Raw genomic sequence first — 20,382 nt, 5'->3', positions numbered from 1 at the left:
GGGGCGAGCCGAGGAGTCGTACGCCGTGACCGCAGTCCTCAGGATCCTCGCCCGCCGCCTCGCCCTGCTCGTGCCGCTGCTGCTCGGCATCGTGCTCTTCGTCTTCCTCGTGATGCGGTTCTCCGACGTCGACCCGGCCTCCGCGTTCTTCCAGGGCGCCAACCCGACCCCCGAGCAGCTGCACCGGTTCCGCGAGGAGAACGGGCTCCTCGACCCGCTGCCCGTGCGCTACATCGCGTTCGTAGGGGACCTCCTCCAGGGCGACATGGGCATCAGCGTCCTCAACCGCTCCCCCGTCCTCGACCAGGTCACCACCGCGCTGCCGCTCACCATGCAGCTGACCTTCCTCGGGCTCGGCATCGCGGTCGTCGTCTCGCTCACCCTCGGCGTGACCGCCGCCATCCACCGCGACCGGCTGCCGGACCAGCTCATCCGCGTCATCTCCCTGACCGGCGTGGCCGCGCCCGGCTTCTGGCTGGCGCTGCTGATGATCCAGTACCTGGCGGTGGACCTCGGCTGGTTCCCGACCGGCGGCTACATCAACCCCGCCGACTCCCTCACCGGCTGGCTCAAGACCATGACCCTGCCCGCCCTCGCGCTCTCCCTGCCGGTGGCGGCCGGACTCACCCGCATCATCCGCACCGCCGTGGTCGAGGAGCTCGACAAGGACTACGTCCGTACGGCCGTCGGCAGCGGCCTGCCCCCGGTCGTGGTCGTCGGCCGCAACGTCCTGCGCAACGCCCTCATCAACCCACTCACCGTGCTCGGCCTGCGCGTCGGCTATCTGCTGGGCGGCGCCGTCGTCATCGAGACGATCTTCTCGCTGCCGGGCATGGGCAAGCTGATGATCGACGCCGTGAAGAACGGCGACCCGGCCGTCGTGCAGGGCGTCGTCATCACGACCGCCGTCGGCTTCGTGGTCGTCAACCTCGTCATCGACATCCTCCACCTGCTGGTCAATCCACGTCTGAGGGGGACGAGTTGATGTTCACGTCACGCAAGGCGCTGACCGAGCGCCTGTCCGTGCCGGGCCTGCGGATCCGCTCCTTCCGCAAGCTGCCCGTACCGTCCCGGATCGCGGTCGGCGTCATCGCCCTGGTCGTCCTGGTGGCTGCCCTCGCCCCGCTCATCGCCCCGCACGACCCGCTCGACCAGCAGAGCCAGACCGACGGCACCGGGCACCCCTCCGCCCGCCACTGGATGGGCCAGGACAGCCTCGGCCGCGACATCCTCAGCCGGCTGATGTACGGGGCGCGCTGGTCCCTCGCCATCGGCCTCGGCGCCACCCTGCTCGCCCTGGTCGTCGGCGCGCTCATCGGCGCGGTCGCCGCGACCTCCCGCAAGGCCGTCGACGAGACGCTGATGCGCTGCCTGGACGTCGTCATGGCGTTCCCCGGCATCGCGCTCGCCGCCGTCCTCGTCGCGGTCTTCGGCGGCGGCATCACCGTACTGATCTGCGCCATCGCGTTCCTGTTCACCCCGCCGATCGCCCGTGTCGTACGGGCCAACGTCCTGGACCAGTACGGCGAGGACTACGTCGTCGCCGAACGCGTCGTCGGGGCGCGCACCCCGCACATCCTCATCCGGCACGTCGCCGTGAACTGCGCGGCGCCCATCCTGGTCTTCTGCACCGTGCAGGTCGCCGAGGCCATCGTCTTCGAGGCGTCGCTCTCCTTCATCGGCGCGGGCGTCCGGCCGCCCGACCCGTCGTGGGGCAGCGTCATCGCCGACGGCAAGAACATGGTCCTGATCGGCGGCTGGTGGGCGACGGTCTTCCCCGGGCTGCTCATGCTGATCACGGTCCTCGCCCTGAACATCCTCTCCGAGGGCGTCTCCGACGCGTGGGCCGCGCCCTCCACGCGCGACGTGCCGGGCACGGCCCGCGACGAGGACCGCCTCGAAGCCCCCGAGCCGGGCACCGGCGAGGTCCTGGAGCTGCCCGGCCTCGCCGAGGCCTCGGAACGGCTGCGGGCGCGGGCCCGGCCCCTGCCGTCCGGCGCGCCGGTCCTGGACGTACGCGACCTGCGGATCGCCTTCCCCGGGCGGCACGACGGCGTGGACATCGTGGACGGCATCTCCTTCTGCCTGCGCCCCGCCGAAGTACTGGGCCTGGTCGGCGAGTCGGGCTGCGGCAAATCACTGACGGCGCTGACGGTGATGGGCCTGGAACCGAAGGGCGCCCGCGTCCGGGGCAGCGTCGTCCTCGACGGGCAGGAGCTGGTCGGCCTGCCGATGCGCTCCCGGCGCCGACTGCTCGGCCACGACATGGCGATGATCTACCAGGACGCCCTCTCCTCCCTCAACCCGGCGATGACGGTCCGCTCCCAGCTCAAGCAGGTCGTACGAAGGGGAGGCCGCCGCACCTCCGTAGAACTCCTCGAACTCGTGGGCCTGGACCCGGAGCGGACGCTGCGCAGCTACCCGCACGAACTCTCCGGCGGCCAGCGTCAACGCGTACTGATCGCCATGGCCCTCTCCCGCGACCCGAAGCTGATCATCGCCGACGAGCCGACGACGGCCCTCGACGTCACCGTGCAGGCGCAGATCATCCAACTCCTGCTGCGACTCCGCGAGGAGCTGGGCTTCGCCCTGATCCTCGTCTCCCACGACTTGGCCCTCGTGGCCGACGTCACCGACCGGGTGGCGGTGATGTACGGCGGTCAGATCGTCGAGACGGGCGTCACGGCCGACCTGGTGGACGCCCCCGCCCACCACTACACGCGCGGTCTGCTCGGCTCGGTGCTCTCCCTGGAGTCGTCGGCGCAACGACTCACGCAGATCAAGGGCGTGGTCCCTTCCCCCGCCGACTTCCCTCCGGGCTGCCGCTTCACGGACCGCTGCCCGATGGCCTCGACCGTCTGCCGGGACGTGCCCCCGGCGCTGGTGGGCCCCGCGCCCCACGAGACGGCATGCCACCACCCGGCGCCCCTTAGGGGCGCGGGGAACGGCGCGACCAGCCCGAACGAGCCCGCACACGGCGCACACGGAGAACCGAGATGACCACCCCTCTCATCGAGCTGAGCGACGTACACGTCACGCACCGGGCCCGCTCCGGCGGCCTCCTCTCCCGCGACCGCGTCCACGCCCTGACAGGGGCGGACCTCTCCCTCGCCCCCGGCGAGACCCTCGGCGTGGTCGGCGAGTCGGGCTGCGGCAAGTCGACCCTCGCGAAGGTCCTCGTAGGCGTACAGCGGCCCACCACCGGAACAGTGTCGTTCAGGGGCAGCGACCTGTGGACGATGTCCCCCGCCGCGCGGCGGACGGCGATCGGCACCCGCACCGGCATGATCTTCCAGGACCCGTCGACCGCGCTGAACCGCAGACTGTCGGTCAGGCAGATCCTCCGGGACCCCCTGGACGTACACAGACGCGGCACCCCGAAAGAACGGGAGGACCGGGTGAGGGAGCTGATGTCCCTGGTCGGCCTGCCCAAGGCCCTCGCGGACGGGCTGCCCGGCCAACTGTCCGGCGGGCAACGCCAACGCGTCGCGATCGCCCGCGCGCTGGCGCTCGAACCGGAGCTGGTGATCGCCGACGAGCCGACGAGCGCGCTGGACGTATCGGTCCGCGCCCAGATCCTCAACCTCCTCCTGGACCTGAAGGAACGTCTCGGCCTCGCCCTCGTCTTCGTCTCGCACGACATCCAGACCGTGCGCAGGATGAGCGACCGCGTCATCACCATGTACCTCGGGCGGATCGTGGAGGAGTCCCCGGCCGCCGAGATCCTGGACCGCGCCCGACACCCGTACACGCGCGCGCTGTTCTCCGCCACGCCGGGCCTGCTCGACCCCATCGACCCGATCCCGCTGGTCGGCCCCGTACCGTCGGCGACCCGGCCGCCGAGCGGCTGTCCGTTCCGCACGCGCTGCTGGAAGGCGGACGACGTGTGCGCCGAGGTGATGCCGGACGCCGAGTCGGCGGGCCCCGGGCACCGGTTCCGCTGCCACCACCCCGTGGACGAGGGACAGTCGACCCACGAACTGACCCTCCAGGCCGCCGCCACGGCCCCACCCCCACCCCTTAGGGAGCGCCCATGACCCTGCCCGCCCCGCTGACCGGTGTCGTACCGCCCGTCTGCACCCCGCTGACACCGGACCGCGAGGTGGACACCGCCTCCCTCGTCCGGCTCGTCGACCATCTGGTCGGGGGCGGCGTCGACGGCCTGTTCGTACTCGGCTCGACCTCGGAAGTCGCCTACCTGACGGACCGGCAGCGAGCCCTGGTCCTCGACACGGTGGTCCGCCACGTCGGCGGCCAACTCCCTGTCCTCGCCGGGGCGATCGACATGACGACGCCCCGCGTCCTGGACCACGTGCGGACGCTCACCGAGGCGGGCGCGGACGCCGCCGTCGTCACGGCGCCCTTCTACACGCGCACCCACCCGGCCGAGATCGCCCGCCACTTCCGGCTGGTCGCGCGCGGCTCGGCGGTACCGGTCGTCGCGTACGACCTGCCGATGTCCGTCCACACGAAGCTGGGCGCGGAGCTGGTCCTGGCTTTGGCCGAGGAGGGCGTTCTGGCCGGCCTGAAGGATTCCAGCGGCGCCGAGGGCGCCTTCCGGAGCGTGCTCCTCGGCAGGCGGTCGCTGTCGGCGGGCGGCTTCAGCGTGCTGACCGGTTCGGAGACGACGGTCGACTCGGCACTCGCGATGGGCGCGGACGGGGTCGTGCCGGGCCTCGGCAACGTCGACCCCGAGGGGTACGTACGCCTCTACGCCGCCTGCCGCGAGGGCGACTGGCATGGGGCGCGGACGGAACAGGAGCGGCTGTGCGGCCTGTTCGCCATGGTGACGGCGGGCGACCCGGCCCGGATGGGCGGCAGTTCGTCGGCGCTCGGCGCCTTCAAGACGGCGCTGTACCTACGCGGCGTGATCGCCTGCCCGGCAACGGCGGAACCACAGATTCCGCTGTCGCGGCAGGAGACGGAGGCGGTGGGCAAGCGACTGGCGGCGGCGGGGCTGCTGTGAGGGCCTGCTCTCGGTTTTGCACAGGCCGATCGACGAAGCCCAGGGTCAGAGCAGCGCTGGTCACCGCCAGCCAGCAGCATCCCGGCGACTGTCGCGACAGCCGCCCGCGCAGAACGCTCGGCGGGGAAACCCTTCTTGTATCCCGACGGCTACCAAGCCGTAGGGTCGTTCTTCTTCCAGATCAATGCGAAGGCCTGCTTCTTCAGGTTCTTCGTCTTGTTCGACTGCTTCATCAGCGTGATCGTCGTACCCGATGTGTCGGACTGCGCCGACATCACTCGGCCCCCGGAACCGTAGGAGTAGATCCGCCGGTCATTCAGAAGCCACCACTGCGACTTCGACTTCTTGTTGCACGTGTACTGGCGCACCGCCGCACCCGACTTCTTCGTCTTCGGATACAGGCACTTGCCGGACTTCCGGTTCTGGATGGCATAGCGGGGCTGCTGCGCCGGGGAGCCACTGTTGAGCCACAGGACGTTCCACCGCTGCCCCTTGGACTTCTTGTTGCACTTGCGCAGCTTCAGCGTGGCCTTGTTCTTCTTCGAGTTGTCCAGCGAGAAGCACAGACCGACCTTGCCGTACACCTTCGTCAGCCCCGTATTCTTGTACGGGTCGCCAGCCGCCGCAGCGGCCCCCGAAGGCGCCGCCGTGCCTCCCAGCGCCACTACCGCGGCTCCGGACACCACCACAGCCTTCATCGTCTTCTTCATCATGGCCCCTCCCTCAGCGGCCTCTACAGGCCGCGTATGTCGAACTTCTGATCCTCACCGGCGCCCGTCGACAGCTTCGCGGTCGTCAAAGGGCTGCCCGGCTTCTCACCGACCGCTGTGATCACCAGCCCGGATTCCCGGTTGCCGAACCGGCTGCCACGGATCGACCACTGCCCCGCCTTGTCCTCGGCGCACCGGTCCTGAACCACCCGGGTCCCGGGCTTGCCGTCGAAGGCTCGTAGGCACTGGCCCGTACGGTCGTTGCGGATCCGGTACCAGTTCCGCTCGTCCGCACCGGTCTCAACGCGAGTAAGCGTGAACGTCTGGCTCTGCTGGCCAGGCTGTTCGCATCGGGCAAGCTCCAGCAGTGCCGCACGCCCCTCGTCGGAGCTCAACGACCAGCACAGACCCGGCTTGCCCAGCACCCTTTCCAACTGGATCGACGCATACGGGTTCTTCTCCGTCCCGACCGTGGCTGTGGCCGTGTCCGGCTCCTGAGTGCCGCCTGTGCACCCGGCCACCAACCCGGCCGAAACCACCGCCCACGCCACACCACGCACCACCGGCCGCACCAAGCACCTCCAAGTCGAACGACCCAACGGCCGAGGACACTACGCAGAGAGATCACCTGGCGGTATTGGCTTGCGGGGCAGCGCACTTGAGGGCAATGGACCTCCGCCCCGTACAGTGACCGCCATGTCCAAACGTGCCCTGGCGATCACTCTCGCCCTTGGTGCCTGCGCCGGTGCCTCGATCCTGGCCTTCCAAGCCCTGGCAAGCGACGTCCCTGAACCGGCCCCCCACGCCGGTAGCGCATCCTGCCGTAGCATCGCCGCCGCCTACCCCGAGAGCATCGGCACCTTCCGGCGCACCTCCATCGACACCGCCGCCGCGGCAGCCGTCTACGGCGAAGGAGCCCTCACCTTGCGCTGTGGGCTGCCCGCGATGCTGCCTACCGAGGAGATGTGCGTGAGCACCGGAGGCGTCGACTGGGTCCTGAAGAACGAAGGCGAGGGCTCCCGGGAAAAGACGATCGTCACCTACGGCCGATCCCCGGCCGCCGAAGCCGTCCTCAGCCCGGACGTCCCCACCGATGTCGCCCTGGTCGAGCTGTCCGCTGCAATGAAGAACCTCCCGAAGAACGACCGCCGGTGCATTGACGCGACCACATCCGTCCCCACCGCCGCCTCCTCAGAAGCAACCAGGTAGACCGGACCTTTGTTTCTGACGGTGCAGTCTTCGTGCGTCATCCTGCCTCCCCCGTCACGTCTCTGCGTGTGCAAGAGGGGTCCTCGCACAACACGTGGTGCAGCAGCACAGATAGCACCGCGGCATCAAGCCGGGAGGGCACCGACAGCTTGTCCAAGACTCTCGCCGTGTGTGCTTTGACCGTACGCTCAGCGATTCGAAGTTCCTGGGCGAGTTCACGATTGTTCATGCCCGTACCGAGGAGCAGTAGGACTTGACGCTCTCTGCGCGTGAGCCGTCCGAGCTCCACCGTCTCGGCGATCGGATCACGCCCCGGTACCCGGTACGGGCAACTGGCGGTGTATTGCTTGGAGTTGACCTCTACCACATATCCCCCATGAGAATGGCGACTTGTCCGGTGGGACAAGGTGACCTCCTGGTCAGATCGGTACGGGTGCCACCGCCTGGCTGGGTCGAAGTCGGGGTGGGTTGGCTCAGGAGTCGGGCTCGTCGCTGTCTGATGCGCGGCGCCGATCGGAACGTACCGTGCTTCGTACGACAGCCTCCTTGAAAGCCGCCGCGGCGCGTCCTGTCAGGACGAGCCTGCGCGGGCGGTCGTCGGCATGGGTGAACTGCACGACGCCGTCACGCCGGCCAAGGCTGATGTTGGTGAAGGCGTAACCGATCCGGACGGGCCCGGGTTTGCGGCCTGCCAGCCGTGCCGCGACGACATCGGCCACACCTCGGCCCATGGGCAGGGCCGTCTGGCAGGACATGCGGCTCGGTGCCCCGCTCACCGACACCCCGGCAGCCGCGTCGCCGATGGCGTACACCTCGGGGTGTGAGACCGAGCGCAGGGTGGCGTCGACGAGCATCCGGCCGCTGTCATCCGTGGCGAATCCTGCCGCGCGCGCCAGCTCCGGCGCGCGGAACCCGGTGGTCCACACAACGGCGTCAGCGGTGAAAGGCACGCCGTCGCGGGTGTCCAAGCCGTCCTCCCGCACCGCTGTAACACTGGTCTGGGGGTGAACCGTGACGCCCAGCCGCTCGAGGGCGCGCCGCAAGTGGGTTCGGGCGCGCGGCGCGAGCCAGGACCCCACGTCATCGGCACCGGTCAGCAGCTGGACTCGCAGCCCGGGATGGCTTTCGGCCAGCTCGGAGGCGGTTTCCAGGCCGGTCAGTCCTGCGCCGACCACGGCGACAGTGCCGCCTGACGCCATCTGGGCAACCCTGTGCCGCAACCGCGTGGCCTGCTCGGGGCCGGCGACGGCATACGCGTGCTCGGCTGCCCCCGGGACATCGTCGAGCCGCGCCTGGCTGCCCACCGCGTACACCAGGGTGTCGTAGCCGATCGCTTTGGGTGCGACGTCCACACACACCGTCCGGCCAGTGGGGTCGATCGAGGTCACACGTCCGACGACCAGCTGGACCGATGTGCCGCTGAGCTGCTGCCGCAACGACGGTGCCGCCCATCGCTGCCCGGCGGCCAGCTGATGGAGCCGGACCCGTTCGATGAACCGGTCCGAGGCATTGACCAGAGTGATGGTGACATCGCTGCGGCGCAGCTGGCGGGCGAGGCGCTTGGCCGCCAGCAGACCGGCGTAACCGGCGCCGACGACGACGAGGCGATGGTTCATGGCATGACTTCCTTGGGGAGTAGGGGCAGCTTCGGTGCCACCGCGGACGATCGGCCGCACATCGGTGCCGCGCGCGGCGCAGCGCGTCCACGGGGGGCACCGGACAGCAGGTGATCAGGACGGCGGCGGTCCAGGCCCCGGCCGACCGGGGCCCGCAACGCACCAGCGCACCCACCACGGCCTCCGCCGCCCCCGTGACGGCCACGAGACGCCTCTTCCGGCGCAGCCGTGCGGGCCAGCGGGCGGAAGCAGCCGGGAATCAGAAAATGCACGACCCCCGTGACAGCCAGGAACACCGCCAGGGCGGCGGTAGCGATAGCGTGCATGGCACCATGATCCGTTCACCTCGCGCCTGGGCACTTGAACAAAACGATCGCCGCACTGTTTTCGCCTGCGGCCCCGAGGCGACGATGTTCGCCGAGTCCCGCCCGTTCCGTGTCGCCCAACACCGGCTGCCCGCGTGGAAGGCCGTCCTGCCGATCGGCGGCCACGCCGAACTCCTCCAGCCGGGACGGCCCATGGTGGCGGCGCCCGGGCTGATCGTTCCGCCCCAGCTGGCCCACCGCTGTGCAGCGACCTCTGCCTACATCGCCCTGTTCATCGACTCCTGGCTGCTGCCCTCCGGCCCGGGACCGATACGGCTCGATGCCGGCGAGATCCGCCGCCTGCTCGCCGCGCTCGGCACCACCGATTCCGACGGCCCCGGCACCGGTGTGGACCTGGCTGCCGGATACACCGAGTTGCGGGCACTGGCCGGGGGCCCGACTCCGCTCGATCCGAGAGTCGCTCACGCCGTCCACCTGTGCACATCGCGCGATCCGGACATGCCCATCACCTCCGTCGCCGGTGAGGTCGGCCTGTCGGCCCCGCGGCTGCGCGCCCTGGTCCGGCAGGACGTGGGGATTGCGCTTGCCCACTTGCGCCGATGGGGCCGGCTCCGCGCCGCGATCGCTGACCTGCCGGATTCGACGGCCACCCTGGCCGCAGCCACCGCAGGCTTCGCCGACCAGGCCCATCTCACGCGTACTGCGCGGGACTTCACCGGGCGTACGCCTGCCTCTCTGCGGCGCGCCGAAGCGTAGGGCGGCCCTTGCCGGCCCGGGGCTGTGCTGCCGGTGCTGCCGGTGCTGCCGGTGAGCCATTCGGCCATGCCGTCCATGACCTTTTCGGTGATGGCGGAGATGGTCCGCTTGGACACTTCGGCGCCGTACACCTCGGCGAGATGAGCCGAGATCTCGCCGTGCGTGAGTCCTTTCGCGGACAGCGACAACACCATCTCGTCCACCCCGGTCAGGCGCCGCTGCCGCTCCTTGACGATCTGCGGCTCGAAGCTGCCGGCAGTGTCGTGGGGCACCCTCACCTCGACCGGCCCGACATCGGTCAGCACGGTCTTGGACCGTGTGCCGTTGCGGCTGTTGCCGTTGTTCTTCCCGGCCGGATCGCGCTTCTCGTAACCGAGGTGATCGGTGGTCCCGCCTTCCAGAGCGGATTCCAGCACACGCTTGGTCAGCATCTGCAACAGCCCGCCCTCGCCGGTCAGCTGCAAGCCCTCGCTTCGAGCCCGGTCGACCAGCATCGCGACGAGCTGTTCGTCCGACGCGGCCGACGGCATCGCACTACCCGCTGCCGGGTGCGTGGTGGCCATTACGCCACTTCTTGCCCGTACGGCGGTCGATACCGACGATCCGCGCTGCTTCCCGGGTGCTGTAGCCCCGCTCCATGAGCGGACTGAAGCATGGTGGGGCCCTACTCGCGTTGCGGAGGGGGGACTACGGGGTGGTCAGGCGAGGATGGGCGAGGGCGGCGGTGAGCATCGCGGCAGGGATCTGGAGGGTGAACAGGCCCGCGATGAGGAAGATGAAGCCCATGTCGACGGCGTCGGCGATTGCGCCGGAGGCGGAGATGTACCAGGCGATGGTGCACAGCAGCAGGCAGGCCGTGTAGAGGCTGGAATCGACGGTGACGGCCTTCCAGCGGGGCGCGGTGGGGGTCATGCGCCGGGCGAAGGTGAGGGCGACGGTGGTCAGGAGAGCGAAACCCCACAGGCGGGTGCCGGCGAAGTCGCCGAGGTCGGATGCCTTGTTCCCCGAGGCGGTGAGCAGGAGGAGGCCCATGACGGCCTGGACGAGGAGCGAGACGGCTACGACCTTTACCGCGTAGGCGGTGGAGCGGAGCCATGAGATGGTCATGGGCCTCCTCCTTCTGTACAGGGCCGGGGGGCCACCGGCCTTTCGTGATCAGTGTGTCACCGGGCCGGTCAACGTGAGCGGGCCGGGGGCCAGTTGTGTCAGTAGCCGCCGTTGCTGCCTATCCGGGAGGTCTCGCAGGCCGCCTTGAACAGGCACTTGATGTCGCCCATCTTCGATTTGTGCACGGCGCGGCTGGAGTGCTTCCTGCCCTTGTAGCCGTAGACGTACAGCTCGTGGTCGGGGGCTCGCTTGTAGTTGCCTTCGGCGTAGTAGCTGCCGGAGCGGGACAGACGGAGGTTGGCGTTGACGCCGATGCCTCCGCGCTTGCAGAACGGGTCCTTGGCTTCGACGCTGAAGCGCACGGAGCGGGTCTTGCCGTTGAACTTGGTCATGGTCTTGAACTTGATCTTCTTGGTGCTGGCCTTACGGGTGTCGACCAGGCGGGAGTTGCTCTTCTTGTAGACGCGGGTTTTGCCGGTCTTGGCCTTGTGAGTGACGTCCTTGTGCTTCCAGGAGACGTTCGCGAACATCCCGGCACGGTAGGTGGGACCGGAGACCTTCTTGCTGAAGCCCCGGCTGTCGCCCGCGTACTTGTAGCCGCCGGCGTACTTGCATCCGGAGACCCTCTTGGCCCAGCTCGGGACGTACGCCCACGTCTGGCGGATGAAGGAACGCCAGGTGATCTTGGTGTGGGTGTACTTCTTCGCCTTGGCCTCGATGGACTTGGCGGTGGCGGCCAGGCCGGCGGCGTCCTGGGCAGCCGGGATGGTGGTGTTCAGTCCCCAGGCCCCGCCCTTCTCTCCATCGGCGGTGATCCGGTAGAACGGCTCGCTTCCGGGGGTCACGTCGGTGTCGCGGAAACTGTTGTCGCTGGCGACGGCTATCGGCCGGTCGTCCTTGTAAATGGTGTAGGTGCCGCCGAGGTCGGGCCAGGACAGGTCGACGAACTCGGTGGTGGCCGCCCACCCGGCGCGTGCGTTCTTCTCCGGTGAGTCGGCCAGGGTCGCATCGGCCAGGACCGGGTCGATGCCCGGCACGGACAGGATGCGGCTGGTGGAGGCGGCACCGTTGAGCGTGGACAGGGTCCGCACTCCGGCCAGGGCGCTGCCGCCCTCAGTGGCGGCGGTGAACTGCCCTGTGTCCGCGTCGAGGGTGATCTGCGCGGCCGGGGAGGCAGCGGCCGGGGAGGCGGCGGCCGGGGCTCCTTGGGCGGCTCCGGCGAGGATCGTCAGGGGCAGCGCCGCGGTGACCGCGTACCGCGCTGTTTTGATCGGGCGCATACAGCTGTCTTCCTGTTCGAGTGGATGATCTTGCGAACGTACCCGCCTCGAACGGGGCTGCGACATTGTCCAGTTGGGCGCTGCCCCGCAGGGCACCCCCGGGATCAGGCGGTTTTGCGGGCGGTGGCGACCATGGTGTCGAGCATCCTCTGGTCGATCTCACCGGACGAGGAGGCGGCAACGCGGTGCTTCGCATCGATCACGACAGTGAAGGGAACGCCCGGGGCGCGCAGGATCCCCTTGGGGAAGGCCAGAGTGGCGCGGCCGGTGCCGTCGTGGAGGTTGGGGTAGGTGATGTTGTACTCCTTGGCGAAGGTTCGGCCCGCGTGGGCCGAGTTGTCTTCGTCAAGGCCCACCACCGCGACGCCGTTGCCCTTGTGCTTGTTGTGGTAGTCGACCAGCATTGGCGTTTCGATACGGCAGGGCCCGCACCAGGAAGCCCAGGCGTTCAGGACAACAATCTCGCCTTTGTAGTCGGCAAGGTCGAACGGCTTGCCATCGATGGTGGTCCCAGTGATACGCGGCGCGGGCGGCCGGTGGGCGGCATCAATGGTCATCGTGCCGTCTTTTTTATTGAGGTGCCGTCCGGGCTGCGTATCGGGGCTGTCGATCACGGTGACGGCTGTGACGCCGGCGGCAACGAGCGCGACCGTGCCGAGAAGGAGTGCAAGGGAGCGGCGGGGGGTTTTCATCGGGGGCAAGTCCTCAAGTGCAAGAGGTGGTTGGCCGCCCCATGATCTCAGCGGCCCGGGGGCACCCGCGCGGGGGTGCCCCCAGGAGTCCGGCTATCCGACGCCGCCGAAGGCCTTGTGGCCCTTCTTCGGGTACTTCCAGGCGATGTAGTAGTCCCCTGCGCTCATCTTCTTCCAGTCGGCCATCCACTCGACGTTCTTGGCCGTCTTGTTCTTCAGCCTCTGGATGACCGGGTCCTTGCCCTTGACCTTCTTGTAGAGGGTCGCGGTGAACTTGGTCCTTCCGTTGCCCTTGATGCCGAAGTGCAAGAAGTGCTTGCCCTTGGAGACGTGGTACGCCTTGGAGTGCTGGGACTTCTTGCCGTTGGTAGTCCACTGCTTGTGCCAGGTTCCGGCGGCGTAGGACGGGCCTGCGACGCCGAGGGTTACGCCTGTCGCACAGGCGACAGCGATGAGACTCTGGGCTATGCGGCGGTTGCGCATGACTTCTCCCGTTCATTGGCTCGAATCACATGACCTTAGGACGGGTGAACGAGGCCGCATCAGTGTCTAGTTGGGCGCTGCCCGAAGGGGCATGTAGGGGGACCGTTGGCAGATCCGGCGGCTGCTGGAGGCGGTGAACGCCGCGCTGGACTCGCCTACCGCCCCGCATCGCCGACGCGCCATGCTCGACGTGATCGGATTGCGGCTGCGGCTGCGGCTGCGGCTGCGGCTGCGGAGGAACAGTCGGCAGGCGACCGAACCAACTGGAAATCGTTGAAGTAGCCGAGCGGGTAGGCGAGTGCCACGAGATCAACCGGGTCCGCCACTACCGGCTGGACAGGGATCGGCTGAACACCCCACAGGCCCTGCAGCGGGCGGACGCCGAGCTCACCGCCTGGACCCGACAGACCTGCGGCCACCTGCATCACCGTGCTGGACCGGATGAGAGTCGGCGACCACGCCCAGCGCACGATCGGGGTCAAGGACCGCCTGGGCAAGCCATTGGAGGCGCCGACCAGGCCGAGCAAAGCATGGTGATCGTCAATCTGGGCTCAGCGCAAGGCGCCGGCGAGATAGGCGTTGCGGGTTCTGATGAGGCGGGGCATGTACCAGCTCAGGACTGCGCGGTCGGCGATGCGTCCGAGAAGTCCGAACGGCGAGGCAAATTCGATGACGTCCCTCATCACGGTGCCGCCGCTGCCGTCCGGCTCGAAGTGATGACTGTGATGCCATCGCTTGAAGGGACCGGTCTCCTGTTCGTCCACGAAGCACCGGGGCGGGTCATACGACGTAATGCGGGCGGTGAGTCGCCAGGTCAGGCCGAAGTGGCGGGCTTCGAAGGTCACCGTGTCGCCGAGCGAGAGGCCGCCTCGGGTCCTGCCGCCGACCGCCCGCTCCGACGAATCGGCCATCGACTGTGTGTGCGCCTCCACGTCAAGGCATGCCTCGAACACCCGGCCCGGGGGCGCGGCGACGGCTGTGACGATTTCGAAGTGCGGCACCGGGCCATCCTAGAGGGGCGGGATGAGTGGTGGGTCCGCGTCATTTCCGTGACCTGGGTGCAGCGACGCCAGTAGCCAACCGAACCGCGGTATGGGCGTGAACACGTGGTGATCAGAATCGCGACACCTGATTCCCGCCCCAACCGCCCGAACATGCCACGCACCTTCGGACACTGCCCACCCGGACCATGCCCCCCAGGGCATCACCCGAACATCCAATACCGCACAACCGAACGGATTCCTACGGTGGTTGACGTCCAAGATCACACCAGCAAGGAGCAACCGTGCGCATCCGCACCGCAGCCGTAGCCACTGTCACCGCCCTCGCCGTCGCGGCCCCCGTCGGCACCGCCTTTGCCGACACCCCCACCAGCGGTTCCCCCGCCGCCTCCGCCGCGGCCAAGAAGCCCGCGCAGCTCACCGTCAAGAGTTACATCAAGGCTCTCAAGGCCGACAAGACCCCGGCCGCCGCCAAGACCCTCAAGGCGTTCAAGAAGCTCGACGACGGCAAGAAGCAGTACGCCTTCGTCAAGCTGCTCCAGAGCCGCGACGTCTACGAGGCCCTTGCCGGCGGGTCGAAGGGCGCCCTCAAGAATGGCACCCGCACCCGCACCAAGCAGCTCAACTCCCCTGTCAAGATCACCCGCAGCACCGTGGTGACCAAGAACGGCAAGTCCGGCCAGCGTGCCGTCACCTTCACCGTGACCGAGCGCATCTACGACATCCCCGTGACCAGCGAGCGGATCTCCGTCAGGTACACCCTCAAGGGCAAGAAGAAGATCGTCAACCCGTCGGCTTCCACCAAGATCACCAACACCAACAAGGCCATCGCCATCAAGGTGCCCAAGACCACCCCCGTCCGCGTCAAGGGCACCAACGTCTTCGGCCGCTCCACGATCAAGGCCACCGGAACCGTCAAGTCGTTCGGCAAGGGCAATGTCACCAAGAAGGCCAACAGCCGCATCGGCCTCAGCTCGTACAGTGCCTCCATCGCCACCCGATAACGGGCTCTCCTGCCGTATGAGTAGGTGATCTTCCGGCCGGACGCGCAGCAAGGCACGCCTCTCGGTAGCCCGGGGATGCGAATCCGACCGAGCAACGCCGGGAGGCCGTGTGCTGGAAGAAGAGCGCGGGGCAGGCCGGGACTGTTCCCGGGGCAGCTCGCTCCGGTGTCGGTGCTGCTTTCGCGGAGAATCTGTCCGCCCACGTGCGGCAGCGGACGCGGCCCGTACGTGGATCGACTGGAAGTACGCACGCCCCCTCACCTGCCCCCCTCACACCCCCGGCGCCACCAACCCCGTCTCGTACGCCACGATGACCAGCTGCGCCCGGTCGCGGGCGCCCAGCTTGCCCATGATGCGGCTCACGTGCGTCTTCGACGTGAGCGGGCTCAGGCCCAGCGTCTCGGCGATCTCCGTGTTGTTCAGGCCGCGTGCGACCAGTGCCAGGACCTGTCGCTCGCGGTCCGAGAGGCCGGTGGGGCCGGCGGTCGTCGTCAGGCCGGTGGTGTCCGGTGCCCGCAGTACCCGGGCGATCAGCCGCGACGTGGGGCCCGGCGAGAGCAGGGATTCGCCGGCGGCGACCGTGCGGATGGCGTCCAGGAGTTCGGCGGGCTTGGTGTCCTTGACCAGGAAACCGGACGCCCCCGCGCGCAACGCGTCGACGACGTGCTCGTCCGTGTCGTACGTCGTCAGCATCAGCACCTTCACGCCCGCCAGGTCCTCGTCCGCCGCGAGCAGCCGCGTCGCCTCGATGCCGTCGAGGTCGGGCATCCGGATGTCCATGACGACGAGGTCGGCCCGCTCGGAGCGGGCCAGGTCGACCGCCGAGCGGCCCGTGCCCGCCTGCGCCACGACCTCCATGTCGGGCGCCGAGTCGACGAGCATCGCGAACGCCGCGCGCACCAGCGTCTGGTCGTCGGCGAGCAGTACACGGATCGTCATGCAAGGCCTCCCAGGGACGCGGGCGCGAGGGGCAGCACCGCGCACACCATGAAACCCCCCTCGGATCGGGGCCCCGCCTCCAGGGTCCCGCCGACGGTACGGGCCCGCTCCCGCATCCCGACGAGGCCGTACCCGGGAGTGCCCGCGTTCCCCCGCGCGCCGACGCCGTCGTCGGTGACCGTCACGTTCAGCGCGGCGTCGGCGGTACGTATGTCCACTCGGACGGTGGGGCCGGGGCCCGCGTGCCGCACGGCGTTGGTGAGCGCCTCCTGCACGATGCGGTAGGCGGCGACGTCCACGGCGGGCGGCGCGTCGCACCGGGCCACGCTCAGCTCGACGCGGGCTCCGGCCGTGCGGGCCGCGTCGGCGAGGTCGGGCAGTGAGCCGAGGCCGGGCAGCGGGCCCCTGGCCTCGTCCTCCGTACCGGACCGCAGCACCTCAAGCGTGGCGCGCAGTTCACCGCGGGCGGTGCGGCACGTCTCGGCGACGTCGTCGAGGGCCTTGGCGACGGCGGCCCGGTCGAGGCGGTCGGGGTCGGCGGCCAGGACGTGCGCGGCGACGGACGTCTGAACGCCGACGAGGGTGATGCTGTGCGCGAGGAGGTCGTGCAGGTCGCGGGCGACCCGCAGCCGCTCCTCGGCGACCCGGCGGCGCGCCTCCTCCTCGCGGGTGCGCTCGGCCCGTTCGGCGCGCTCGACGACGGAGGCGACGTACTGGCGGTGGATGCGCACGTACACGCCGAGCAGCAGGAAGGAAACGATCCAGCCGGAGATGCGCAGCGACTCGGCGCCCTCGGCCATGCCCTCGGAGAACTTGACGCCCAGCATGACGCCGATGACCCCGGCGCCGAAGAGGACGGCGTAGCGCGGCCGGGTCCGGGAGGCGACCGTGAACAGGCCGACCATGGACACGGCCATGGGCGCGGTGTGGTTGAAGTCGAGGGAGTGGTAGGTCAGCACGATCGCGATCAGGACGGCCATGACCCGCATCGGGGCGCGCCGCCGCCACACGATCGTGACGTGCGCGGCGAGCAGCAGCGCCCAGCCGAGGACGCCGGGCGGGTCGCCGTTGTCCCGTACGACCTGCACGATCACGACGGCGCTCGCCGCCATGGCGAGGGCGAACAGGGCGTCGGTGCGCAGCCGTTCGCCGGGGGCGGCGGGTCCGAGGACCCGCTCGATGAGGTTGCGGCGTTCCACCGGTTCATCTTCCGGTACGCGGGCGCCCCTCCGGGAGAGGAGGGGCGCCGGGAAGGACGGGATCAAGGCGAGGGCACCCGGACGCGTTCCGCCTCGGGGGCGGGGGCCGCCGCGCGGGGCCTGGAGAGCGGGCCCGGCCACCACACCTTGCGGCCGAGCGCCACACTCGCGCTCGTCACCAGGTACGTACGTACGAGGAAGGTGTCCAGGAGCACGCCGACCGCGATGACGAAGCCCAGTTCGACGAGTTGGACGAGCGGCATGTTGGTCAGCACGGCGAACGTCGCGGCGAGGACGAGGCCGGCCGAGGCGATGACGCCGCCGGTGGTGCGCAGCGCGGTGAGCGCGCCCGCCCCCGGTTCGGCCCCGTTGAGGCACTCCTCGCGCATGCGGTGCATGAGGAAGATGCCGTAGTCGACGCCGAGCGCGACGAGGAAGACGAAGGAGAGCAGCCCGAGCCCCGGGTCGGTGCCCTCGAACCCGAAGAGCGGTTCGAAGACGAGCCCCGCGATGCCCAGCGAGGCGCCCCAGACGGCGACGACCGCGCCGAGCAGCAGCAGGGGCGCGACGAGGCTGCGCAGCAGGACGACGAGGACCAGCAGCACGGCCGCAAGCACGAGCGGCACGACGATCATCCGGTCGCGGGCGTTGGTGTCCTTCAGGTCGAGTTGCTGGGCGCCGGCGCCACCGACGTACGACTCGTCGAGTCCGTCGCGCAGCGCCTCGATGGTGGCGCTCTCCCCCGCGGACTCGGGCGGGGACGAGGCGATCACGGAGATCTCGGTCCATCCCTTGGCGGTACGTCCCTTCTCCGCGCTGTCGACGCCCTTGGTGCCGCGGATCTCGGTGAGGGCGTCGGTGGCGCCGCCGGCCGGGGTCATGACGGTGATCGGCTGGGCGCCCCGTTCGGGGTAGGCGGCGGCGAGGGTCTTCATGGCCGCGACCGAGTCGGGGGTCTTGGTGAAGGAGTCCTCCTGCTTGAGGGAGCCGGGCAGGTTGAACACGCCGAGCGCGAGCGCCCCGAGCAGCACGGCCCCCGAGGCGAGGACGGCGAACGGCCTGCGCCCGGCCGAGCTGCCCATCGCGGCGAAGAGGGAGCGCCGCTGCTTGGGCGTGCTGCCGAAGGCGGGGACGAGCGGCCAGAACACGCGCCGCCCGAGGAGCACCAGGACGGCGGGCAGCAGCGTCAGCATGGCCAGGAGCGCGCACAGCACGCCGAGGGCGCCGAGCGGCCCCATGCCGCGGCTGCTGTTGAGGTCGGCGGCGAGCAGGCAGAACAGTCCGGCGGCGACGGTCCCGGAGGAGGCGAGCACGGCGGGCCCGCAGCCGCGCAGGGCGGCGACCATGGCGTCGTAGGGCTGTTCGATCCTGCGTAGCTCCTCGCGGTAGCGGGCGACGAGCAGCAGGGCGTAGTCGGTGCCCGCTCCGAAGACGAGGATCGTCATGATGCCGGAGCTCTGTCCGGTGATGGAGGTCCCGAAGGCCTGGTGGAGTCCGTACGCGGCGGCCATGGCGAAGTAGTCCGCGATGCCCGCGACGGCGAGCGGCACGAGCCACAGGAACGGGCTGCGGTAGATGAGGATGAGGAGCAGCGCGACGACGCCGGCGGTGGTGTAGAGCAGGGGCCCGCCCAGCGAGTTGTAGACCTCGCCCGCGTCGGTGTCGAACGCCCCGCCTCCGCCGACGTCGACGCTCAGCCCGCCCTCGCCCCGGGCGACTTCCCGCACGTCCCCGACGAGGGCGTCCCGCTTCTCCTCGTCCTGGCCGGGCTCGGTGGTGGCGACGGGGTACATCAGGGTGGTGCCGTCCTTGGAGGGCACACCCCGGGGCTCGGCGACGAGCTTGTGGGCGCCCGCTATCTCGGCGACCTGCTCACCGGCGGTCTGCCGGTCGGCGGCGGTCAGCCCGCTGTCGCGGTGGTAGACGAGCACCAGCTCGGTGGCCTCGCCGCCCGGCAACTGGTCCTGGATCTCGGTGACCTCGGTCGAGTCGGCGCTCGCCGGGAGGTAGTCGACGGGCCGGTCCTTCTGGACGTCGGAGAGCTTGGCCGCGAAGGGCGAGGCGAATGCCAGGACGGCGATCCACAGCCCCAGGAAGACCCAGGGCACGGTGCGTCGTCGCCGTCGTGGCGCGGTGGTGGTCGGTGCGGCGCCCATGACGGGCCTCCTTCGGCAGGGGTGACATGTTCGGGGTCAACCCTTCCGGGAGGAGGCCGCCGATCCGTCGGGCGCGGGACGGAGTTGGCGGTTACACCGCGGGGAGGCCGGGAGCGGGGATTACTCCCGGCGGAGTACGCGCGTGGGGCCCGGGTCCCTCAGGACGGCGTCCGCGCCGCCACGAGCAGCCGGGACACGTCCTCCGCGCAGATCGTGAGCGCGCAGCCCGCCGTGGCGAGCACGTCGCGCTCGGCGGGGGTGTAGGGCCCGTCGGCCAGGGCGATCCTGGCGCCCTGGAGGAGCAGCGCCTCGCGGCCCGCGGGGGCGAGGTGCGGGGCGAGGGGGCCGAGCGCCTCGTGGAGTTCGATGGCGAGGCCGGGGCCGCAGTCGGGCTCGGTGGCGCGGCCGGTGTCGGCGGCGAGCGCGTCGACGAGGGCGAGGAGCTGCTCCTCGGTGCAGTCGTCGTAGCCCGCGGCGCGCAGTGTGCCGACGGCCGTGTCGAGGGTGGGGCGCGAGCCGGCGCCGCCGGTGGACAGGACGGCGAGGACGACGGTGTGGACGGCGTCGCGGAGCATCGCGGAGAGCCGGGTGGTGGTGGGGTGGTCCAGGACGTCGGGGTCGAACAGGTCCTGGCAGGCGGCGCACCGGATGACGGGCCCCGCCGCGCCGCGCGGCACGAGGGGCAGGCCGAGCAGGACGAAGCGGCGCCGACCGGTGAGCCGCTGGTAGTTGCGGTCGCCGCCGCAGGCGGGGCAGAAGAACTCGCCGTCGCCGACGGCGTCCCAGGCGGTGTGCATACCGATCACCCGCCTGCTCAGGGCCCGTCCGCGTGAGACGGGCCGTGCGGAGATGCGGGCTTGTCGGCCGTCTTGTCCCCGTTCTGGCAGCACCACGCACCTCCGTAACTCCCCGGCTGCATTGCCGCGTTGGCGTGATGT

General features: G+C 69.9%; 20 protein-coding genes and 2 pseudogenes. 7 read left to right on the top strand and 15 right to left on the bottom strand.

Features of this window, described 5'->3' with window-relative positions:
- The first annotated feature begins 25 nt into the window (after positions 1-25).
- The 4 genes from ACWDVB_RS17390 to ACWDVB_RS17375 are packed head-to-tail and all read left to right on the top strand — an operon-like array spanning position 26 to position 4,966.
- Complete coding sequence (locus ACWDVB_RS17390) at positions 26-985, top strand: ABC transporter permease (protein WP_451513069.1); 960 nt, start codon at positions 26-28, stop codon at positions 983-985.
- Positions 985-3,000 (top strand): dipeptide/oligopeptide/nickel ABC transporter permease/ATP-binding protein, encoded by a 2,016-nt coding sequence (locus ACWDVB_RS17385; protein ID WP_451513070.1) that lies wholly within the window; start codon positions 985-987, stop codon positions 2,998-3,000. Before ACWDVB_RS17390 ends, ACWDVB_RS17385 begins: the two co-directional genes overlap by 1 nt.
- On the top strand, positions 2,997-4,037 hold the full coding sequence (locus tag ACWDVB_RS17380; RefSeq protein WP_451513071.1) for an ABC transporter ATP-binding protein: 1,041 nt from the start codon (positions 2,997-2,999) through the stop codon (positions 4,035-4,037). The genes ACWDVB_RS17385 and ACWDVB_RS17380 overlap by 4 nt, the downstream gene beginning before the upstream one ends.
- Positions 4,034-4,966, top strand: a complete 933-nt coding sequence (locus tag ACWDVB_RS17375; protein ID WP_451513072.1) for a dihydrodipicolinate synthase family protein — start codon at positions 4,034-4,036, stop codon at positions 4,964-4,966. Before ACWDVB_RS17380 ends, ACWDVB_RS17375 begins: the two co-directional genes overlap by 4 nt.
- Before the next feature lie 149 nt (positions 4,967-5,115).
- Here ACWDVB_RS17375 and ACWDVB_RS17370 read toward each other — a convergent pair whose 3' ends face one another.
- The gene (locus tag ACWDVB_RS17370; protein ID WP_451513073.1) at positions 5,116-5,679 is read right to left on the bottom strand and encodes a ricin-type beta-trefoil lectin domain protein; all 564 of its coding nucleotides are present in this window, start codon (positions 5,677-5,679) and stop codon (positions 5,116-5,118) included.
- Between the two features lie 20 nt (positions 5,680-5,699).
- The gene (locus tag ACWDVB_RS17365; RefSeq protein WP_451513074.1) at positions 5,700-6,248 is read right to left on the bottom strand and encodes an RICIN domain-containing protein; all 549 of its coding nucleotides are present in this window, start codon (positions 6,246-6,248) and stop codon (positions 5,700-5,702) included.
- Between the two features lie 124 nt (positions 6,249-6,372).
- On the opposite strand from ACWDVB_RS17365, the gene ACWDVB_RS17360 reads away from it, so the two are divergent.
- Positions 6,373-6,885, top strand: a complete 513-nt coding sequence (locus tag ACWDVB_RS17360) for a DUF3515 family protein (RefSeq protein ID WP_451513075.1) — start codon at positions 6,373-6,375, stop codon at positions 6,883-6,885.
- Between the two features lie 37 nt (positions 6,886-6,922).
- On the opposite strand, the gene ACWDVB_RS17355 is transcribed toward ACWDVB_RS17360, so the two are convergent.
- Together ACWDVB_RS17355 and ACWDVB_RS17350 are read right to left on the bottom strand one after the other, a co-directional pair.
- A complete protein-coding gene (locus tag ACWDVB_RS17355; protein ID WP_451611969.1) occupies positions 6,923-7,174 on the bottom strand; it encodes a helix-turn-helix domain-containing protein in 252 nt (83 codons plus the stop codon).
- A gap of 184 nt (positions 7,175-7,358) precedes the next feature.
- Positions 7,359-8,501: an NAD(P)/FAD-dependent oxidoreductase gene (locus tag ACWDVB_RS17350; RefSeq protein WP_451513077.1), complete on the bottom strand. Its 1,143-nt coding sequence runs from the start codon at positions 8,499-8,501 to the stop codon at positions 7,359-7,361.
- Positions 8,502-8,767: 266 nt separating this feature from the next.
- Between ACWDVB_RS17350 and ACWDVB_RS17345 the strand changes: the two genes are divergently transcribed.
- Positions 8,768-9,583: a helix-turn-helix domain-containing protein gene (locus ACWDVB_RS17345; RefSeq protein WP_451611968.1), complete on the top strand. Its 816-nt coding sequence runs from the start codon at positions 8,768-8,770 to the stop codon at positions 9,581-9,583.
- A gap of 56 nt (positions 9,584-9,639) precedes the next feature.
- Here ACWDVB_RS17345 and ACWDVB_RS17340 read toward each other — a convergent pair.
- From ACWDVB_RS17340 to ACWDVB_RS17310, 7 genes and pseudogenes are all read right to left on the bottom strand, one after another.
- Positions 9,640-10,146: pseudogene (locus ACWDVB_RS17340) on the bottom strand (transposase); the annotation flags it as partial.
- Positions 10,127-10,225 (bottom strand): annotated as a pseudogene (locus ACWDVB_RS17335) (helix-turn-helix domain-containing protein); the annotation flags it as partial. The pseudogenes ACWDVB_RS17340 and ACWDVB_RS17335, both read right to left, overlap by 20 nt.
- A 45-nt stretch (positions 10,226-10,270) precedes the next feature.
- Complete coding sequence (locus ACWDVB_RS17330) at positions 10,271-10,690, bottom strand: hypothetical protein (protein WP_451513078.1); 420 nt, start codon at positions 10,688-10,690, stop codon at positions 10,271-10,273.
- A gap of 98 nt (positions 10,691-10,788) precedes the next feature.
- Positions 10,789-11,970 carry a hypothetical protein gene (locus ACWDVB_RS17325; RefSeq protein WP_451513079.1) on the bottom strand — a complete coding sequence of 394 codons (1,182 nt, stop codon included), beginning with the start codon at positions 11,968-11,970 and terminating at the stop codon, positions 10,789-10,791.
- A 104-nt stretch (positions 11,971-12,074) separates the two neighbouring features.
- Positions 12,075-12,662, bottom strand: coding sequence for a TlpA family protein disulfide reductase (locus tag ACWDVB_RS17320; protein ID WP_451513080.1), 588 nt, complete (start codon positions 12,660-12,662; stop codon positions 12,075-12,077).
- Positions 12,663-12,755: 93 nt separating this feature from the next.
- Positions 12,756-13,145: a hypothetical protein gene (locus tag ACWDVB_RS17315; protein ID WP_451513081.1), complete on the bottom strand. Its 390-nt coding sequence runs from the start codon at positions 13,143-13,145 to the stop codon at positions 12,756-12,758.
- Positions 13,146-13,696: 551 nt separating this feature from the next.
- The gene (locus ACWDVB_RS17310; RefSeq protein ID WP_451513082.1) at positions 13,697-14,146 is read right to left on the bottom strand and encodes an SRPBCC family protein; all 450 of its coding nucleotides are present in this window, start codon (positions 14,144-14,146) and stop codon (positions 13,697-13,699) included.
- A 284-nt stretch (positions 14,147-14,430) separates the two neighbouring features.
- On the opposite strand from ACWDVB_RS17310, the gene ACWDVB_RS17305 reads away from it, so the two are divergent.
- Entirely contained in the window at positions 14,431-15,150 is a 720-nt protein-coding gene (locus ACWDVB_RS17305) for a hypothetical protein (protein WP_451513083.1), read from the top strand.
- Between the two features lie 270 nt (positions 15,151-15,420).
- Here ACWDVB_RS17305 and ACWDVB_RS17300 read toward each other — a convergent pair whose 3' ends face one another.
- From ACWDVB_RS17300 to ACWDVB_RS17285, 4 genes are all read right to left on the bottom strand, one after another.
- Positions 15,421-16,089 carry a response regulator transcription factor gene (locus tag ACWDVB_RS17300; protein WP_451513084.1) on the bottom strand — a complete coding sequence of 223 codons (669 nt, stop codon included), beginning with the start codon at positions 16,087-16,089 and terminating at the stop codon, positions 15,421-15,423.
- Complete coding sequence (locus ACWDVB_RS17295; protein ID WP_451513085.1) at positions 16,086-17,288, bottom strand: sensor histidine kinase; 1,203 nt, start codon at positions 17,286-17,288, stop codon at positions 16,086-16,088. The genes ACWDVB_RS17300 and ACWDVB_RS17295 overlap by 4 nt, the downstream gene beginning before the upstream one ends.
- Positions 17,289-17,350: 62 nt before the next feature.
- Complete coding sequence (locus tag ACWDVB_RS17290; RefSeq protein WP_451513086.1) at positions 17,351-19,444, bottom strand: MMPL family transporter; 2,094 nt, start codon at positions 19,442-19,444, stop codon at positions 17,351-17,353.
- A gap of 158 nt (positions 19,445-19,602) precedes the next feature.
- On the bottom strand, positions 19,603-20,334 hold the full coding sequence (locus ACWDVB_RS17285; protein WP_451513087.1) for a TerB family tellurite resistance protein: 732 nt from the start codon (positions 20,332-20,334) through the stop codon (positions 19,603-19,605).
- Positions 20,335-20,382 lie beyond the last annotated feature (48 nt).

The organism is Streptomyces sp. NPDC003379 (assembly GCF_053589195.1).
The sequence above is the reverse complement of the archived record's forward strand: the minus strand, read 5'-3'. Positions and strand labels throughout refer to the sequence as shown.

Excerpts from the sequence above, each read along its gene's own strand:
- ACWDVB_RS17385 (WP_451513070.1), top strand. The coding sequence starts at position 985 with ATGTTCACGTCACGCAAGGCGCTGACCGAGCGCCTGTCCGTGCCGGGC.
- ACWDVB_RS17380 (WP_451513071.1), top strand. The coding sequence starts at position 2,997 with ATGACCACCCCTCTCATCGAGCTGAGCGACGTACACGTCACGCACCGG.
- ACWDVB_RS17375 (WP_451513072.1), top strand. The coding sequence starts at position 4,034 with ATGACCCTGCCCGCCCCGCTGACCGGTGTCGTACCGCCCGTCTGCACC.
- ACWDVB_RS17370 (WP_451513073.1), bottom strand. The coding sequence starts at position 5,679 with ATGATGAAGAAGACGATGAAGGCTGTGGTGGTGTCCGGAGCCGCGGTA.
- ACWDVB_RS17360 (WP_451513075.1), top strand. The coding sequence starts at position 6,373 with ATGTCCAAACGTGCCCTGGCGATCACTCTCGCCCTTGGTGCCTGCGCC.
- ACWDVB_RS17350 (WP_451513077.1), bottom strand. The coding sequence starts at position 8,501 with ATGAACCATCGCCTCGTCGTCGTCGGCGCCGGTTACGCCGGTCTGCTG.
- ACWDVB_RS17345 (WP_451611968.1), top strand. The coding sequence starts at position 8,768 with ATGCACGACCCCCGTGACAGCCAGGAACACCGCCAGGGCGGCGGTAGC.
- ACWDVB_RS17330 (WP_451513078.1), bottom strand. The coding sequence starts at position 10,690 with ATGACCATCTCATGGCTCCGCTCCACCGCCTACGCGGTAAAGGTCGTA.
- ACWDVB_RS17325 (WP_451513079.1), bottom strand. The coding sequence starts at position 11,970 with ATGCGCCCGATCAAAACAGCGCGGTACGCGGTCACCGCGGCGCTGCCC.
- ACWDVB_RS17320 (WP_451513080.1), bottom strand. The coding sequence starts at position 12,662 with ATGAAAACCCCCCGCCGCTCCCTTGCACTCCTTCTCGGCACGGTCGCG.
- ACWDVB_RS17315 (WP_451513081.1), bottom strand. The coding sequence starts at position 13,145 with ATGCGCAACCGCCGCATAGCCCAGAGTCTCATCGCTGTCGCCTGTGCG.
- ACWDVB_RS17300 (WP_451513084.1), bottom strand. The coding sequence starts at position 16,089 with ATGACGATCCGTGTACTGCTCGCCGACGACCAGACGCTGGTGCGCGCG.
- ACWDVB_RS17290 (WP_451513086.1), bottom strand. The coding sequence starts at position 19,444 with ATGGGCGCCGCACCGACCACCACCGCGCCACGACGGCGACGACGCACC.